15 protein-coding genes are annotated in these 17,659 nt (G+C 60.3%); 10 read left to right on the forward strand and 5 right to left on the reverse strand.

Translation table 11 applies throughout. The annotated features are described in order from the left end of the window. Window positions 1-789: 789 nt before the first annotated feature. Window positions 790-1,812, reverse strand: coding sequence for a LacI family DNA-binding transcriptional regulator (locus JZX87_RS23030; protein WP_148142965.1), 1,023 nt, complete (start codon window positions 1,810-1,812; stop codon window positions 790-792). A 168-nt stretch (window positions 1,813-1,980) separates the two neighbouring features. On the opposite strand from JZX87_RS23030, the gene iolG reads away from it, so the two are divergent. The 10 genes from iolG to JZX87_RS23080 all read left to right on the forward strand — a co-directional run bounded on the left by iolG (window position 1,981) and on the right by JZX87_RS23080 (window position 13,433). Further along, window positions 1,981-2,970, forward strand: a complete 990-nt coding sequence (gene iolG / locus JZX87_RS23035) for an inositol 2-dehydrogenase (RefSeq protein ID WP_206828227.1) — start codon at window positions 1,981-1,983, stop codon at window positions 2,968-2,970. Between the two features lie 144 nt (window positions 2,971-3,114). Further along, window positions 3,115-4,038 (forward strand): sugar ABC transporter substrate-binding protein, encoded by a 924-nt coding sequence (locus JZX87_RS23040; protein ID WP_148142967.1) that lies wholly within the window; start codon window positions 3,115-3,117, stop codon window positions 4,036-4,038. Window positions 4,039-4,105: 67 nt separating this feature from the next. Further along, entirely contained in the window at window positions 4,106-5,212 is a 1,107-nt protein-coding gene (locus tag JZX87_RS23045; protein WP_148142968.1) for an ABC transporter permease, read from the forward strand. A gap of 2 nt (window positions 5,213-5,214) precedes the next feature. After that, window positions 5,215-5,994: an ATP-binding cassette domain-containing protein gene (locus JZX87_RS23050; protein WP_148142969.1), complete on the forward strand. Its 780-nt coding sequence runs from the start codon at window positions 5,215-5,217 to the stop codon at window positions 5,992-5,994. Between the two features lie 10 nt (window positions 5,995-6,004). Then, window positions 6,005-7,129 carry a Gfo/Idh/MocA family protein gene (locus tag JZX87_RS23055; protein ID WP_206828229.1) on the forward strand — a complete coding sequence of 375 codons (1,125 nt, stop codon included), beginning with the start codon at window positions 6,005-6,007 and terminating at the stop codon, window positions 7,127-7,129. Between the two features lie 5 nt (window positions 7,130-7,134). Then, the gene (locus JZX87_RS23060; protein ID WP_206828231.1) at window positions 7,135-9,060 is read left to right on the forward strand and encodes a bifunctional 5-dehydro-2-deoxygluconokinase/5-dehydro-2-deoxyphosphogluconate aldolase; all 1,926 of its coding nucleotides are present in this window, start codon (window positions 7,135-7,137) and stop codon (window positions 9,058-9,060) included. Beyond that, window positions 9,057-10,889, forward strand: coding sequence for a 3D-(3,5/4)-trihydroxycyclohexane-1,2-dione acylhydrolase (decyclizing) (gene iolD / locus JZX87_RS23065; RefSeq protein ID WP_206828232.1), 1,833 nt, complete (start codon window positions 9,057-9,059; stop codon window positions 10,887-10,889). The genes JZX87_RS23060 and iolD overlap by 4 nt, the downstream gene beginning before the upstream one ends. A gap of 10 nt (window positions 10,890-10,899) precedes the next feature. Beyond that, the gene (gene iolE / locus JZX87_RS23070) at window positions 10,900-11,796 is read left to right on the forward strand and encodes a myo-inosose-2 dehydratase (RefSeq protein ID WP_183687060.1); all 897 of its coding nucleotides are present in this window, start codon (window positions 10,900-10,902) and stop codon (window positions 11,794-11,796) included. 23 nt (window positions 11,797-11,819) lie between these two features. Beyond that, window positions 11,820-12,617 carry a 5-deoxy-glucuronate isomerase gene (gene iolB / locus JZX87_RS23075; protein ID WP_183687062.1) on the forward strand — a complete coding sequence of 266 codons (798 nt, stop codon included), beginning with the start codon at window positions 11,820-11,822 and terminating at the stop codon, window positions 12,615-12,617. A 24-nt stretch (window positions 12,618-12,641) separates the two neighbouring features. Next, window positions 12,642-13,433, forward strand: a complete 792-nt coding sequence (locus JZX87_RS23080; protein WP_206828234.1) for a TIM barrel protein — start codon at window positions 12,642-12,644, stop codon at window positions 13,431-13,433. A 25-nt stretch (window positions 13,434-13,458) separates the two neighbouring features. Here JZX87_RS23080 and JZX87_RS23085 read toward each other — a convergent pair whose 3' ends face one another. The 4 genes from JZX87_RS23085 to ugpB form a co-directional block, all read right to left on the reverse strand. Then, a complete protein-coding gene (locus JZX87_RS23085; protein ID WP_148142976.1) occupies window positions 13,459-14,502 on the reverse strand; it encodes a sn-glycerol-3-phosphate import ATP-binding protein UgpC in 1,044 nt (347 codons plus the stop codon). After that, window positions 14,502-15,350, reverse strand: a complete 849-nt coding sequence (ugpE, locus tag JZX87_RS23090; protein WP_206828237.1) for a sn-glycerol-3-phosphate ABC transporter permease UgpE — start codon at window positions 15,348-15,350, stop codon at window positions 14,502-14,504. The genes JZX87_RS23085 and ugpE overlap by 1 nt, the downstream gene beginning before the upstream one ends. A 9-nt stretch (window positions 15,351-15,359) precedes the next feature. After that, on the reverse strand, window positions 15,360-16,241 hold the full coding sequence (gene ugpA, locus JZX87_RS23095; RefSeq protein ID WP_148142978.1) for a sn-glycerol-3-phosphate ABC transporter permease UgpA: 882 nt from the start codon (window positions 16,239-16,241) through the stop codon (window positions 15,360-15,362). Window positions 16,242-16,309: 68 nt separating this feature from the next. After that, the gene (ugpB, locus tag JZX87_RS23100) at window positions 16,310-17,614 is read right to left on the reverse strand and encodes a sn-glycerol-3-phosphate ABC transporter substrate-binding protein UgpB (RefSeq protein ID WP_183687070.1); all 1,305 of its coding nucleotides are present in this window, start codon (window positions 17,612-17,614) and stop codon (window positions 16,310-16,312) included. Window positions 17,615-17,659: the final 45 nt, after the last annotated feature.

Here is a 17,659-nt window from a genome sequence, read left to right on the forward strand (position 1 = left end):
AGCGAGATAGGCATGAGGTCTCCTTGGTATTGGGAAACCGAGCGGAACTCAGCTTTGTACCGGATACGTGGATCTTTGCTTTGTAGGTCCGCCATATAGGGTCTTTTTAGCGATGCCAGCTGCCGTCAGTCGATATTTCGAGGTGGCAGAGAATTCGCCATCAGCTTCGACCAGACCTTCGTTCGCAGCTTGGATCGCTGTCTTTAACCCGACACCATCGGGCAAGCTTTTGAATGCGCGTGGACCAAGAGCCATGATTAGAGTGCGTAGTCTGCTGTATGCCATGCGGGTTCGCTGTTTTCTTGTATTCTGGTTGCCGCAACCCGACCGGACTATGCCGGTGAGGGGAGCAGTACACGGACAGCCGACGTCCATGCGAAGGCATCGGCTGTCCGCGAAACCACGACTTTTTGCGATTTGTTCCGAGCAAATTTTGATAAATGAAAACCCCGCCGCGATGTCGGGGAGGAAGGGTGCAGCGGGGTCTAGTTTGAGCCGCTGGGCGAGGGGGAAGCCAGAGCGTGCAGCAACAGCGGCGATTGCGTCGATTGGTTCCCTCAACGCAAAAAGGTCCGTAAGCTAAGGCCGCCGAACACTATGTATGCAGGAGACGCATACGTGAATAGCCCCGAGTTTCGTAGATACCCTCGGGTTAGATTTACTGCCACTCCTCGAACTCGACGGGCGAGGCATTCCGTTTCTGACGTGCTGGCGTTTAGGGTTGTAGAACATTTCGATGCTAGGGGCTATTCAGTTCGTGCATCTCGGGATTGAGCAAAAAAGCGTGTATCACGCGCTCTCGCGGATCATCAATCTGCCTTGAAATAGCTTGTCGAAATCGCGGTTTTCCTCACTGCCGAGAACTTTTACGAGATATTCGGCCATATCGGTCAACGGTTGGCGGTATGTCGTGAGGCGATAATTGGCGCCCTCCGCCTGCGGCACGTCGTCGAACCCGGTAATTGCTATGTCCTGAGGAATACGCAAGCCTAGCCTATGGCGGATTACATCTGTGGCGCCGATAGCGAGTGCATCGTTCTCGCAAACGAGGATATCCGGCAGCGTCGCCTTGTTGCGACCGGCCAGCGCATTTTCGACTATGCCTCCCGCAAGCGCTGGATCGTAGGCCGTCACGGAAATGGTTTCCGGTTCGTTGCCAAAATGCAGGCGCCAGTAGTCGACAAACGTCTCCTTGCGCAGCAGATGCGCGGAAGATGTTCGCGGGCCCGCGAGAAAAAGCGGGCTGCGGAAACCACGCGCATGCACATAGTTGGCGATTTCCTTCATGGCATGAACATCATCGACCGCAATCGAGATCGTATTTGGATTGCGCGACGTGCGAGCAAAAATTATCAGCTTGCGAAAACGCCGCGCATGCAGCGCCGTATCCAGAACCTCGTCGTCGAACTGGATACCGATCAGGATCACGGCATCGACCCTTCGCTGGCTTGCGTTGAGAAGGGCATGGCCTGCATCTGCGCGATCCAGCGTGTTGACAAGAAGTATGTCCCAGCCTTCGCGCCGCAGGATGCGCGTCAGTCGTTCCATCATCACGAGTTTATGCGGATTGGCGAAATCATCGATCAGCAGTGCCACCAGATTGGAACGATCTGAAGCCAAGCTGGAGGCTCGCAGATCCGGAACATAGCCGAGCCTTTCAGCAGCGATCCGCACCTTCTCGAGGCTCTTGGGCGAGATCGACGCGTCCTTGCGAAAGGCGCGGTTGACCGTCCAGCGAGAAACGCCGGCTTCGGCCGCCACATCGTCGGCAGTGATGTTTCCCGCAAATGCAGGGTTCTTTCCGTCGGCCATAGCTCTCTCCCGAATCCACTGTGGGTCGGTTCATCCCATACATAGCGTTTTTATTGAGCCCTCGGGAAATAAATTTGCCCCCGCGTGCAAATTGCTATTGCTCGCGCGAGCAAAAATTGCAATGGTCAAATCCAAGGCAGTCGAGAGACGCCTTTCGGGAGGATGAGAGTGCTGAAAATCGGATTGCTCGGCGCGGGCCGCATCGGTCGCGTGCATGCCATAAACATTGTCGGTAACGGCCGCAGCCAGCTAGCTGCCGTGTCGGATGTAAACGAGGTCGCGGCGCGTTCGCTGGCGGATGCCTATGGCGCAAAGGCCACCAGTTCTGAGGCGATCCTGTCGGATGCCTCGATCGATGCGGTGCTGATCGCCACCTCGACGGATACCCATTCGGACATGATCGAAAAGGCGACCGCCGCCGGCAAGGCCGTGCTGTGCGAAAAGCCTGTCGACCTTTCGCTGGAACGGGCGCAGCGTTGCCTCGATGCGGTGATCAAGAGCAATGTTCCTGTCATGATCGGCTTCAATCGTCGTTTCGATCCGAATTTTTCCGCGATCAAGGCGTCCATTGCATCAGGCGAGATCGGCAAGCCTGAACTACTGTCAATCACGTCCTTCGATCCAGCCCCGCCGCCAGTGGCCTATGTCAAAGTGTCGGGGGGTCTGTTCCGCGACATGATGATCCATGATTTCGACATGGCGAATTTCTTGATGGGCGATCTGCCGAAGACGGTGCACGCCGCCGGCACCTCGATCGTCGATCCCGAGATCGGCAAGGCTGGTGATGTGGATACTGCCGTGGTGACGCTCACCTATGCCGATGGCCGCATTGCCGTAATCAAGAACAGCCGACGTGCAGTTTACGGATATGATCAGCGGGTAGAGGTCCTCGGCTCCGAAGGGCTGCTCTCTGCCGGGAACGTGCTTGAAAATACGGTCTCGAAGGCAACGAAGCAGGGCGTGATCAGCGCCAAACCGGAATTCTTTTTCCTTGAACGGTATATGCGCGCCTATGCGGCAGAATGGGATGCGTTTGTCGCTGCCATTCTCGATGGGGCTGCCATTCCCGTGTCGCTCAAGGATGGTGTTGCCGCGCTGGCGCTGGCCGAGGCCGCGACCGCATCGGCAAAATCCGGCCAGACGGTTTCGCTGGCCTGATTGGTCACATACGCCGGTCTATGCCGGCGCGAAAAGGATTGCTGCGGAGCAGGGGAGTGTGCCGCGGACTTTCGGTGCCGGTCCCGCATGACCGGATGACGGACGCCTGGGAGTGGCGTTCCGGTATTCAACTGGGAGGAAGTCATGAAGAAATTGCTTGCAGCCGCAGCGACGATTGCGCTCGTTGCCGCCGCCACCCCGGTGCTCGCCACCGATATCATCGTCGTCGCGCACGGCCAGGCCAACGACCCGTTCTGGTCGGTGGTCAAGAATGGCGCCGAAAAGGCCGCCAAGGATACCGGCGTCAATGTCGAGTTCCGCTCGCCGGAAACTTTTGACATGGTGGCCATGGGCCAACTGATCGACGCCGCCGTCAATCAGGATCCCGATGGTCTGGTGGTTTCGATACCGGATGGCGACGCGCTTGGTCCGGCGATCAAGCGCGCCGTCGATGCCGGCATTCCGGTCATCTCGATGAATTCCGGCTCCGATGTTGCCCACAAGCTGGGCGCCAAACTGCACGTCGGCCAGTCGGAATTCGATGCCGGCAAGGTTGCCGGAGGCAGGCTCGCGGAGATGGGCGGCAAGAAAGCTATCTGCGTCAACCAGGAGGTCGGCAACGTCTCACTCGACCAGCGTTGCGCTGGTTTCGCCGAAGGTTTCGGCAAGGAAGTAAAGGTACTGCCGACCACCAATGACCCGACCGAGGTCGAATCCAAGGTGCGCGCGGCGCTGGAATCCGACAAGGATCTCGATGTCATTCTGTCGCTCAATGCCTCTCTGGTGGGTGAACCTGCCGTCAAGGCGGCCCAGGCACTCGGTCGCGACAAGGTGTTAATCTCTACCTTCGATATGTCTGCCGGTTTCCTCAAGGATATCGCGGACGGCAAGGCGGCATTTTCGATCGACCAGCAGCAGTATCTGCAGGGCTACCTGCCAGTCTCCTTCCTGGCGCTGCATGCGCAATACGGGCTGATGCCCGGTGGTGACGTCGCTTCCGGTCCGAACCTCGTGACCAAGGAAACCGCAGCGCAGGTCATCGACCTGTCCTCCAAAGGCATCCGCTAAGCACATCCTCCTCCGGGCCGCCGCAGCTTTCGCCGCGGCCCGGCCATCGCCTCCAGGAGACAGACCCATGTCGACAGACACGCTGGCGCATAGTGACGAGCGCATCAAATCCGAGCCTCTTCTCGCCAAACTCATGAAACGGCCGGAACTTGGCGCAATCGGGGGCGTGGTCCTCGTGACAATCTTCTTCATGATCACTGCCGACAGGACGATGTTTACCCTGTCGGGCGTGATGAATTTCATGACGCCTGCCGCCCAGCTCGGCATTCTCGGCATCGCGGCGGCGCTGCTCATGATCGGTGGTGAATTCGACCTGTCGATCGGCTCCATGGTAGCATTTGCCGGTATGGTCTTTGGCGTTTTCACCGTCAATGTCGGCATGCCGCTTATCATTGCCATCCCGCTGACGCTCGCTCTGGCCGCCGCACTCGGGGCCACCAACGGCATGATCGTGCTGCGCACCGGCCTGCCGTCCTTCATCGTCACTTTGGCCGGCCTTTTCGTGCTACGTGGGGCAGCGCTCGTTGGCCTCAAACTTTTCACAGGCGGTTCGACCCAGCTGCGCGGCATTCGCGAAGCCGTGGAAGGCGATTTTTTGGCGCCGATTTTCTCCGGTGATGCCTTTGGTTTCATTATGCGCTGGCTGGTGGAAGCGGGCATCGTCGACAGCTTCAAGTCGGGCGTGCCGAAAGTGCCGGGCATTCCGGTCGAGATCATCTGGTTCGTCGCCTTTTCCGCGATCGCAACCTACATCCTCCTGCGCACGCCCATCGGCAATTGGATCTTTGCAACCGGTGGCGATGCGCTCGCGGCTAAAAATTCCGGCGTGCCTGTCCGTCGTGTGAAGATCTCGCTGTTCATGCTGACCGCCATGGCCGCCGCACTCGTCGCCATCATCACCGTCATAGATGCCGGTTCCACCGATGCTCGCCGCGGCTTCATGAAGGAGTTCGAGGCGATTATAGCGGCCGTTATCGGCGGCTGCCTGCTGACCGGCGGGTACGGCTCAGCCATCGGTGCATTCTTCGGCGCCATTATTTTTGGCATGGTCACGATCGGCCTGACCTACACCAAGTTCGACCAGGACTGGTTCCAGGTTTTCCTCGGCGCGATGCTTTTGCTCGCCGTCATCTTCAACAACGTCATCCGTCGACGTGTGACCGGGGAGCGTTAAAAATGTCCGCACCGATCATCCATATGGAAAACATCAAGAAGCACTATGGCAATGTCATTGCACTCAACGGTGTCACCTTTGACGTGCGTGCCGGCGAGTGCCACTGTCTTCTGGGCGATAACGGCGCCGGCAAATCCACCTTCATCAAGACCATGTCGGGCGTGCACAAGCCGACGGAGGGAACCATCACCTTCGAAGGAAAACCGCTTTCCTTCGGCAGCCCGCGCGATGCAATGGAAGCAGGTATCGCCACTGTGTTTCAGGATCTCGCCATGATCCCGCTGATGTCGGTGACGCGCAATTTCTTCATGGGGCGCGAACCGACCAAGGGCAGGGGCATCTTCAAGCGGTTCGATATCGATACCGCCAACGAGATCACCATGGCGGAGATGCGCAAGATGGGCATCAACCTGCGTGGTCCAGACCAGGCTGTCGGCACGCTTTCGGGCGGCGAACGGCAGACTGTTGCAATTGCCCGCGCTGTCTATTTCGGGGCAAAAGTGCTCATCCTCGACGAGCCGACCTCGGCGCTCGGCGTGCGCCAGACTGCCAACGTTCTTGCCACGATCAACCGCGTGCGTGAGCAGGGTATCGGCGTCGTCTTCATCTCCCACAATGTCCGTCACGCGATGGCGGTCGGGGACCGGTTTACGGTTCTGAACCGTGGCCAGACACTCGGCACCGCCACGCGGGGCGAGATCAACCCCGCCCAGCTTCAGGACATGATGGCAGGCGGACAGGAAATGGCCGAGCTGGAAGGCTCGCTCGGCGGTACGATCTGAGGCGTTTTTAATGGTACAGACTGCAACTCTGCCGGATCGTCCGCTTGGCATCGCCTTGATCGGCACCGGCTTTATGGGCAAATGCCACGCAATGGCCTGGCGCAATGTCGCCGCCGTTTTCGGCGGTGCGCATCACCGGCTCGAAATCCTCTCCGACGCCACAACGGAAAGCGCCCAAAAGTTCGCGGACCAGTTCGGTTTTGCCCGCGCCAGCGCTCATTGGGAGGAAGCTGTCACCGATCCGAAGGTGGACGTGGTGTCGATCACCGCCCCCAACGGCATGCACCGCCCGATGGCCGAGGCAGCATTGAAAGCCGGAAAACATGTCTGGCTGGAAAAGCCGATGGCACTGACGCTTGCCGATGCGCAAGCGATGGCGGCGACCGCCGCAGCCTATCCGGGCCAGGCCACCATGCTCGGCTACAACTATCTGAGAAGTCCCGCATTCCAGGCGGCGTGCAGGTGGATCGCCGATGGTGCGATCGGCAGCCCGCTTGCCTTCCGCGGGGTCTATGACGAGGATTATTCCGCCGACCCGCACCTCCCGTGGTCGTGGCGGATGACTCACGAAGGCGGTGGTCTTGGCGCGCTCGGCGACCTCGGATGCCACCTCGTGAGCCATATGCTGGCGCTGATGGGCCCGGTGACCGAACTGGTCGCCCAGACCCAGGTCGCCGTTCCCACGCGTCCGTCGCCGGACGGGCCGAAGCCGGTCGAAAACGAGGACAGCGCGCTCGCGATGCTGCGCTTCGCCTCCGGCGCGCATGGCTCGTTCGCTACCTCGCGCGTCGCTCGCGGCCGCAAATGCCGGCTGCAATGGGAAGTGCACGGCGGCGAAGGCACACTCGTGTTCGATCAGGAGAACATGAACGAGCTCTGGGTGCACAAGGCAGGCGAAGCAGGTTTCGTGCGCCACCTGACCGGACCTGACCAGCCGGACTTTGCCGCCTTCTGCCCGGCGCCGGGCCACAACTTCGGCTTCAACGAACAGAAGGTCATTGAGGCGCGCGACCTGCTCGGCGCCATCGCCGGCGGGGCGAATGCCGGACCTGATTTCGCCCACGGCCTGGAGATCGAACGGATCATCCACGCCATGGCGGCCTCCAACGGTAGCGTTGTCCGTATCGAAAGGTAAAAGCCGTGACGAAGAAATTCGATGTTATCACGATCGGCCGCGCCGGCGTCGATCTTTATGGCGCGCAGATCGGCGGGCGGTTGGAGGATATGGGCTCGTTCGAGAAATATATCGGCGGCTCACCCACCAACATCGCCTGTGGGAGCGCTCGGCTCGGATTGAAGACGGCCTTGATCAGCCGGGTCGGAAACGAGCACATGGGGCGTTTCATTCTCGAACAGCTGAAGCGCGAGGGGGTCTCGACCGAAGGCGTGAAGACCGATCCCGACCGGCTGACGGCGCTCGTCATCCTCGGCATTCGCGACGACACGCAGTTTCCGCTAATCTTCTACCGGGAAAACTGCGCCGACATGGCGCTTTGCGACGACGATATCGACGAGGATTTCATTGCCTCAGCGCGTGCCGTCGTCGTCACCGGCACGCATCTGAGCAACAGCCGTACGGAAGCCGCCGTGATCAAGGCGCTCACGCTGGCGCGCAAGCACGGATTGCGCACCGCGCTCGATATCGATTACCGCCCCAATCTGTGGGGTGTTGCGGGTCACGGCGATGGGGAAAGCCGGTTCGTCGAAAGCGCCGAGGTGACGGCCAAGCTGCAGACGACGCTCAATCTGTTCGACCTGATCGTGGGCACGGAAGAGGAATTCCATATTGCCGGCGGTTCGACCGATACGGTCAAAGCGCTTCGGGCGGTGCGGGCCGTCAGCGCTGCGACCCTGGTCTGCAAGCGCGGCCCGCTCGGGGCGGTCTCCTTCGAACACGCCGTTCCCGCAAGTCTCGACGAAGGGCAGAGCGGGCAGGGGTTCCCGATCGAGGTCTTCAATGTTCTGGGCGCCGGTGACGGCTTCTTCTCGGGGCTATTGCGCGGTTGGATGACGGGTGAGGACTGGCCGACATCGCTCAAATTCGCTAATGCCTGCGGTGCGTTTGCGGTTAGCCGCCATGGCTGCACGCCCGCCTATCCTAGCCTCGAGGAACTGCATTTCTTTCTCAAGCGCGGTGTCCTGCGACCTGATCTGCGCAATGATCCCGAGCTCGAACAGCTGCACTGGTCGACCACGCGGCAGAGGCGCGTCGATGGCGACTGGTCGACCATGCGGGTATTCGCCTTCGACCACCGCGTGCAGTTGGAGCAGATGCCCGGTTATACGCTGCAGAAGGGAGCGGCATTCAAGGAATTGTGCTTGCAGGCCGCGCTTCGCGTGCAGGCGGGCAAACCCGGTTACGGCATTCTCTGCGACAGCCGTATCGGCCGTTCGGCGCTGCATCGCGCTTCAGGGTCGGGCCTGTGGATCGGACGTCCCGCTGAGTGGCCGGGTTCGCGGCCACTGACGCTGGAGCCCGAGCTTGGCACGGATTGCGGCACGCTATCGGAATGGGCGCGTGAGGATGTAGTCAAGGTTCTGTGCTTCTGCCATCCGGATGACGATGCAGAAACACGCGCGGCACAGGAACAGACGGTCAAGCGGCTGTTCGAGGCGGCGCGGCGCAACCGGCTGGAGTTCCTGCTGGAAATCATTCCCTCAAAGGTGGGGGCGACCGACGATCATACGGTCGCAACGCTGATCCGTCAGTTCTATGCAGCCGGCATCTATCCCGACTGGTGGAAACTGGAGCCGATGAAGACTGCGGCCGGCTGGAAAAATGCGATTGCCGCCATCGAGGCGCATGACCGGTTCACGCGCGGCATCGTCGTGCTGGGGCTTGATGCGCCGGAAGCCGAACTTTCAGCGAGTTTCGAGGTCGCGGCAAGGTTCGATCTGGTCAAGGGATTTGCCGTCGGCCGCACGATTTTTGGCGATGCCGCACGGCGTTGGCTGGCGGATGAGATCAGGGATGCGCAAGCGGTGGAGGACATGGCCGGACGTTACGAGCGTCTCTGCCAGATCTGGGACGCGGCGCGGCAAAAGGCAGGGGAGAAGGCGGCATGAGCACGCTCAGACTGACGGCGGCGCAGGCCATGGTGAAATGGCTGGCCGCACAGATGACCGAAGAGGGAGAACGTTTCGTCGACGGGATCTGGGCGATCTTCGGCCATGGCAATGTCGCCGGGCTCGGCGAAGCGCTGCAGAAGGCCGGTAACGGGTTGCCGACATGGCGCGGCCAGAACGAACAGACGATGGCGCATGCCGCGATCGCCTATGCAAAGGCGAAGAAACGCCAGCGCGTCCAGGCCGTCACCTCGTCGATCGGTCCGGGCGCCACCAACATGGTGACCGCGGCAGCGCTGGCGCATGTCAACCGGTTGCCGGTGTTGCTGATCCCGGGTGACGTTTTCGCCAATCGCCGACCTGATCCGGTTTTGCAGCAGGTCGAGGATTTCGACGACGGTACGGTATCGGCCAATGACTGCTTCCGCCCGGTCAGCCGCTATTTCGATCGCATAACCCGGCCGGAACAGCTACTGACCGCTCTGCCGCGGGCGCTGCGGGTGATGACCGATCCGGCCAATTGCGGGCCGGTGACGCTCTCCTTCTGCCAGGATGTGCAGGCGGAAGCTTATGACTGGCCAGAAGCCTTTTTTGAGCCGAAGGTCTGGCGGATCCGCCGGCCGGAAGCCGACGCCCATGACCTCGAAGCCGTAGCTGAGCTTATTCGCGCGGCAAAAAATCCGGTGATTGTCGCCGGAGGCGGGGTGATCTATAGCGGTGCGGAAGAGGATCTCGCCGACTTTGCCACGCGCCATGCCATTCCGGTGATCGAGACCCAGGCCGGCAAGTCGGCGCTTGCCCAAAACCATCCGATGAACTTTGGCGCAGCCGGTGTCGATGGTTCGGCTGCCGCCAACGCGCTTGCCCGCAAGGCGGATCTGGTCATCGGTGTCGGTACGCGCTTCCAGGACTTTACCACCGGCTCCTGGTCGCTGTTCGAGGCGGACGGCCGCAAGCTCGTCTCCATCAACGTGCAGGCCTATGATGCCGACAAGCACGGCGCGATCGGCCTTGTTGCCGACGCGAAAGTGGCGCTGGCGGCGCTTTCCGGAAAACTCGGCACCCACCGTGCGCCCGAACCGGATGCCGCCTTGCGGAGTGCCTGGCTTGCCGCCGTCGACGGTCATTGCGCAGTGCTCGCCGGGGCCGGTTTGCCCAACGATGCGCAGGTCATCGGCGCGGTACAACGGGCAACGGATGAGAGGGCGATTGCCATGTGTGCAGCCGGCACCATGCCGGGGGCGCTGAAGCTTCTGTGGCAGCCGAGCCAGGGTGGCTATCACATGGAATATGGCTATTCCTGCATGGGCTACGAGATTGCCGGCGCCATAGGGCTGAAGCTGGCGCGGCCGGAGCGCGAGGTAATCTGCTTCGTCGGCGACGGATCCTATATGATGGCCAATTCGGAACTGGCGACTGCCGTCATGCGCAAGGTGCCGTTCACCATCGTTTTGACCGATAACCGCGGATATGGCTGCATCAACCGGCTGCAGCGCGGCACTGGCGGCGAGGCTTTCAACAATCTCTACAAGGACTGCAATATCGAGCAGCAGCCCGAGATCGATTTTGTCGCCCATGCGGGTTCCATGGGGGCCTTTGCCGTGAAGGCAAAGGATATTGCCGATCTGGAGGTCCAGATCGCCGCGGCCCGGGATCGCGACATTCCGACCGTCATCGTCATCGACACCGATCCGACCGACGGTCCGGGCTTCGGTGATGCCGGCCACTGGTGGGATGTCGCCGTGCCGGAAGTTGGAACCACCGAAAAACTCAAACAGGCCTATGCGCGCTATCTGACAAGCGCCGCCAAGCAGAACACCGTGAATTGAGGGAAGAGAAATGATCCGCTTCGGCACCAATCCCATCGCCTGGGCAAACGACGACGACCAGAGCCTCGGCGCCAACATTCCGACTGAACAGATCCTTCGCGAGGCGAGCCAGATCGGCTTCGACGGTATCGAGAACGGCCATCGCTGGCCGGACGATCCGCAGGCGCTCAAGGAGCTGCTCGGTTCTTACGGCCTCGCCTTCGTTTCGGGCTGGTACTCGCTGAACCTTCTTGTGCAATCCGTCGAGGAAGAGAAGAAGGCGATTCAGCCGCATCTCGATAAGCTCAAGCACAATGGCTGCAGGGTCTGCATCGTCTGCGAGACCTCCAACAGTGTGCAGGGCCTGCAGGCGCCGCTGTCGCAGAGCCCGGTGCTCTCGGATCAGGAGATGAAGGCCTTCGGCGGCAAGGTCGAGGAGATTGCTGCGTTCACGGCAAGCCAGGGCATCAAGCTCGTCTATCACCATCATATGGGAACCGTGGTCGAGACACCGGAAGAGATCGACGCCTTCATGGCGGTGACAGGTCCCGAAACACGGCTGCTCTTCGATGCCGGTCATTGCTATTTTGGCGGTAACGGCCGCAATCCGTCGCCGGTCCTGTCTCGTTACGTCGACCGGGTCAGTCATTTCCATGCCAAGAACGTGCGGCCGACAGTGATGCGGCAGGTGCGCGAGGAGGGGTTGTCCTTCATGGATGGCGTTCGGGCCGGCGTGTTTACCGTGCCGGGAGACGAGGAAGGCGGGGTCGAGTTCGAGCCTCTGCTGCAGATCCTGAAAGATGCCGGCTACGATGGCTGGATCGTCATCGAGGCCGAGCAGGATCCAGATATACGCAACCCCTTCGAGTATCAGTCGCTCGGCCTGAAGACGCTGAAGGCTGCTGCTGCCGGAACCGGCCTCGTCTGACCTTATAAATCCAGGAGTTTCCGATGCCTCATCTTCTCCATCGCCCCTTCGGCCGTCATGGCAAGGTTCACGAGATTACGCCCGCGAGTGCCGGCTGGCGTTATGTCGGCTTCTCGCTCTACCACCTGAGAGCAGGGGAGACGGCGGCGGAGGCGACCGGTGACAGGGAAGTCATTCTGGTCATGGTAGAAGGCAAGGCGACATTCGAGGGAGCGGGCCGTGATTGGGGTGTGCTCGGCGAACGCATGAACGTATTCGAGAAGACGCCGCCGCATTGCCTCTATCTGCCCGATGGCAGCGACTGGAAGGCGTCGGCCAAGACCGATTGCATCATTGCGGTGTGTACGGCGCCGGGCAGGCAAGGTCACCAGGCGCGGCGCATCGGGCCTGACGGCATCACGCTTACCCAGCGCGGCGAGGGCACCAACACCCGCTACATCAACAATATCGCCATGGAAAACGAGGACTATTGCGACAGCTTGCTTGTGACGGAGGTGTTCACTCCGGCCGGCCACTGGTCGAGTTACCCGAGTCATCGGCATGACGAGGACGACTTTCCCCGCATCACCTATCTGGAAGAGACCTACTACCATCGCCTCAACCCGGCCGACGGGTTTGGCATCCAGCGGGTCTATACCGACGACCTGCAACTGAACGAGACGATGGCGGTGCATGACGGCGACGTGGTCTGCGTACCCCGCGGACACCACCCTTGCGGCGCGGTGCACGGGTTCGAGATGTACTACCTCAACGTCATGGCCGGCCCCTTGCGCAAATGGCGGTTCGTGGCGGCTCAGCCCGTCGAACACCTGATGCGCTGACCTCTCAAAACACGGACATTCACAATGGATCAACCGTTTACACTGGCCGCCTGCGCGGAGATGCTGTGGCGCGACCGGCCGATCGAATGGCGCTGCGCGCGGCTCAAGGAGATGGGCTTCGAAGTGGGCTTGTGGAACTGGCCGGAGCACGATCTGATCGCGCTCGAACGCTCTGGCGCCACCTTCTCGATCATGAACGGCTATCTGACCGGACGGCTAGCCGACGACGAGGGCGCCGACGAGCTGCTGCGCTCGGCGCGCGCGACGGCTGAGGTGGGCAAACGGCTTGGAGTCGCCCGTCTCAACCTGCACGGCACGGGGCTCGGCGAAGGCGGGCTTCCGGTGTGCCCCAGCGAGGTGGTGACGGGGCGGATGTGGCTGAAGGCGCGCGATACGCTGGCGCGCATTGCCGACATGGCCGAGAAAGAGGGCGTGGTGTTCACGCTCGAAAACCTCAATCTACCCGTCGATCACCCCGGCACGCCCTTCGGCCGGGCCGAGGAGACGCTGGCGCTGGTATCTAGCGTCAATCACCCTCGCCTCAGGCTCAATCTCGACCTCTACCATGTGCAGATCGGCGAGGGAAACCTGATCGAGACTTGCCGCAAGTGCCTGCCATGGATCGGCGAGGTGCAGGCGGCGGACGTGCCGGGGCGTTGCGAGCCGGGAACCGGAGAAATCAATTATTCCATGATCGCGCAGAACCTTTACGACATGGGATATCGCGGGCCCGTCGGTCTGGAAGCCTATGCCAAAGGCGATGCCGAAAAAGCGCTTGGGGCATTTCGGACAGCTTTCACTTTGAACACAGCATGAATGCTGCCTGATACGGATGTCGTTGCTAAATCCGCTTGCCCTGCTGGTCGAACAAGTGAAACCGCTCGCGGTCGGCGATCAGATCTAGCGTTTCTCCGATTGCGATTATCGACCTGCCTGACACGCGAAAGACGATCGCGCTGCCGTCGTCAGCCACGCCATGGACGTAGCTTTCTGCTCCGACGAGTTCTACTGCGACGACCTCCACCCTGGTGCTGAATCCGGTAGGCGAGGATCCTTTAGCGATAACGAGGTCCTCGGGCCGTATCCCGATAGTGGCAGCGTTATTAGGCAACCCGGATCGATCTCCTCCTGTCCACGCTGAGCCATCGCCAAGCTTCATCAGGTTCATCGATGGAGAACCTATGAAGGTCGCGACAAAAGTCGTCGCCGGTTTTTCGTAGAGCTCGATTGGCGTTCCGACCTGTTCGATCTGTCCTGCATTCAGCACCACCAGCCGGTCGGCCAGCGTCATCGCCTCCATCTGGTCATGGGTCACATAGATCGAGGTCGTGGCGAGCGAGCGCTGCAGCCTCCGGATCTCAACCCGCATTTGCACGCGCAGTTTCGCATCGAGATTGGAGAGCGGTTCGTCAAAAAGGAAGGCCGCCGGTTTGCGCACGATGGCACGCCCCATGGCAACGCGCTGGCGCTGGCCGCCAGAGAGCTGGCGGGGTTTGCGTTCGAGGAACGGTTCGATTTCCAGGGCGCGGGCGGCTTCCGTGATACGCCGGTCGATCTCGTCCTTCGGCGTGTTGCGGTTCTTCAGTCCATAGGCGAGATTCTGGCGAACGGTCATATGCGGGTAAAGCGCATAGTTCTGGAACACCATGGCGATATCGCGTTCCGATGGTTCCAGATTGTTGACGCGCCGTCCGGCAATCGTCACGTCACCGCCGGTAATGCTTTCGAGCCCGGCCACCATACGCAGAAGCGTGGATTTTCCGCAGCCCGATGGGCCGACCAGCACGATCATCTCGCCATCCTTGATATCGAGCGATACGCCCTTGATCGCCTCGATATTGATGCCATAGGTCTTGCGGACGTCGTTCAGTTCAATCGTTGCCATTACTTTTCGGTCTCCACCAACCCCTTGACGAACCATCGCTGCATCAGCACAACGACGATGACGGGAGGAATGATTGCCAGGATCGCCGTCACCATCACGTAGTTCCACGGTGTCGAAGCATCTGCGAAATCCACCATGCGGCGCAGGCCGATGATGATCGTGTTCATGTCTGCCCTGTCGGTAACAAGCAGCGGCCAGAGATATTGCGTCCATCCGTAGATGAACAGGATTACGAACAGCGCCGCGATATTGGTCATCGACAGCGGCAGCAGGATATCCTTCATGAAGCGAAATGGTCCGGCATTGTCGATGCGCGCGGCCTCCACCATCTCGCCGGGAATGGTGAGGAAAAATTGCCGGAACAGGAAGGTGGCCGTCGCCGATGCCATCAGCGGCAAGGTGAGGCCCGCGTAGGTGTTTAACAGGCCGAGATCGACGATCACCTTGTAGGTCGGCAGGATGCGCACTTCTACCGGCAACATGAGGGTGATGAAGATCATCCAGAAAAAGCCCATGCGGAAGGGAAAGCGGAAAAACACGATCGCGAAAGCCGACAGGAAAGAGATAACGATCTTGCCAATGGCAATGGCGACCGCGACAACAAAACTGTTGAACAGCAGTCGTTCGAGACTGACGCCGACGACACGCTCGACGCCGCCGGAAATGGACTCCGAATAATTCTCTACCATGTGACCGCCCGGCAGAAGCGACAGCGGCGGCCTGAGGATGGCGCCTGATGGCGCCGTCGAGGCGATGAAGGTGTAATAGATCGGGAAGGCGACGATGATGATGCCAAGGATCAGCATCAGATGCGCCATCAGGCTCGCAATCGGTCTGTTTTCGATCATCTTTTCACCTCACGCATAATGCACGCGCCGCTCGACGAAGCGGAACTGGAAGGCGGTCAGCGCAATGACGATGACCATCAGGATGACAGACTGGGCGGCCGACGAGCCGAGATTGAGGTTCACGAAACCGTCGTTATAGACCTTGTAGACCAGCGTTTCCGTAGCTCTGGCCGGACCTCCGCCGGTGACAGAATGAATGATACCAAAGGTGTCGAAAAAGGCGTAGACGGTGTTGACCACCAGCAGGAAGAAGGTGGTGGGCGCCAGAAGCGGAAAGACGATGGTCCAGAACCGACGAGATCCGCGCGCTCCGTCTATGGACGCCGCTTCCAGCAGCGATTTCGGGATCGCCTGCAGGCCGGCGACGAAGAACAGAAAATTGTAGCTGATCTGTTTCCACGCAGCGGCCACCACGACCAGCGCCATGGCCTGATCGCCATTCAGGAGCGGATCCCAGGCAATGCCGTTGCGGCGCAGGATATAGGCGAATGTGCCCATGGCCGGGTTGAACATGAACAGCCACAACATGCCGGCGACCGCGGGCGCCACCGCATAGGGGATGATCATCATCGTGCGGTAAAAGCCTTTGCCGCGCACGACGAGATCTGCGGCGGTCGCGAGCAGCAGCGCGATGCCCATGGAAAGCACGGCCGTGGCGATACTGAAGACGACGGTGACGCGCAGCGCATGGAGATAATTGGCGTCCGACAGGATCGTCGTGAAATTGGCAAGGCCTACAAACGTGCTTTGCAGCCCAAACGGGTCTTCCCGCATAGCCGACTGGTAAAGCGCCTGGCTGGCCGGCCAGAAAAAGAAGACGATGGTCAGCACGATCTGCGGGGCGACCAGAAAATAGGGAAGGATCTTGTTCGGAAAGACGGTGCTTTGCACGGGCAGGCTCCTTGAGGATCAGGAAAGCCGCCCGCATGTTTGTCTCATGCGGACGGCAAAGACCGATGTCAGTTCCCAAGCGCCTGCTGGATCGCCGCATTACCGCGTTCGACGGACTTGTCGAGAGCGGCCTTGGCGTCCTGCTTGCCAGCGAGCATCGCCTCAAACTCCTCGTTCATGATGTCGCGCACCTGCGGCAGGTTGACGAGGCGAACGCCCTTGGAGTTTTCGGTCGGCGCCTTGCCCATCATCTGCAGAAGCGGGGTCTCGCGGCCCGGATTCTTGTCGTAGAAACCGGATTTCTTGGTCTCTTCATAAGCCGCCATCGTGACCGGCATATAGCCGGAGACCTGATGCAGACGGGCCTGTATCTTTGTCTGCGACAGGAAATTGAAGAAGGTGGCGACACCCTTGTATTCCGCATCGCTCTTGCCACCGAATACCCACAGGCTTGCGCCGCCCGGAATGGTGTTCTGCGGCCGTCCTTCGCCCTCGTAATAGGGCAGCTGGCCGATACCGTATTTCATACTGGACTTGATGATGTCGCCAAGACCACCGGAGGATTCCGTCAGGATGCCGCATTCACCGGAAGTGAACAGCTGCTTGGCTTCCGACGTGCGGCCGCCATAGCGGAAGGTGCCGTCCTTAGCGAGATCTGCGATTGACTGGAAATGCTTAACGAAGGGCTCGGAGTTGAAGGCGAGTTTCACGTTGGTGCCACCGAGACCGTTCTCGTCACTCGCATAGGAGAGATTGTTCCATGCAGCAAAGTTCTCGGTCTGGATCCAGGTCAGCCATGTCGAGGTGAAGCCGCAATTGGCGGCGCCGCTCGACTTGATCTTCTTTGCCGCCTCAAAGACTTCCGGCCATGTCTTTGGTGGCGTATCGGCATTCAGCCCTGCCTTCTCGAACACATCCTTGTTGTAATAGAGGATCGGCGAGGATGAGTTGTATGGGAAGGACAGCATCGTGCCGTCCGGTTTCGAATAATAGGAGACGATGCCGGGCAGGTATTGGGCCTTGTCGAACTTGAAGCCGCCCTTTTCCAGCACTTCCGCCACCGGGACTACGGCGCCCTGCGCGCCCATCATCACGCCGGTTCCCACATCGAAGACCTGGATAATGGCCGGTGGCTGTTTGGCACGGAAGGCGGCGATGCCGGCATTCAGCGTTTCCGGATAGGTGCCCTTGAAGACCGGCAAGATCTTGTAGTCGGACTGGCTTTCATTGAACTCCTTGGCCAACTGGTCGACGACTTCGTTATTGGCGCCGGTCATGGCGTGCCACCACGAGATCTCGGTGGCGGCGAGCGCACTCGATGCCATCAGAGCCAAGGCTGCGGTTGAAAGAACTGATACGAAAGCGGTTTTCATGGTCGATTTCCTCCCTTTCCATGAATTGGCCTGCCGACGTCCGGC

Source organism: Agrobacterium sp. Ap1, from assembly GCF_017313375.1.
GTDB lineage: Bacteria > Pseudomonadota > Alphaproteobacteria > Rhizobiales > Rhizobiaceae > Neorhizobium > Neorhizobium cellulosilyticum.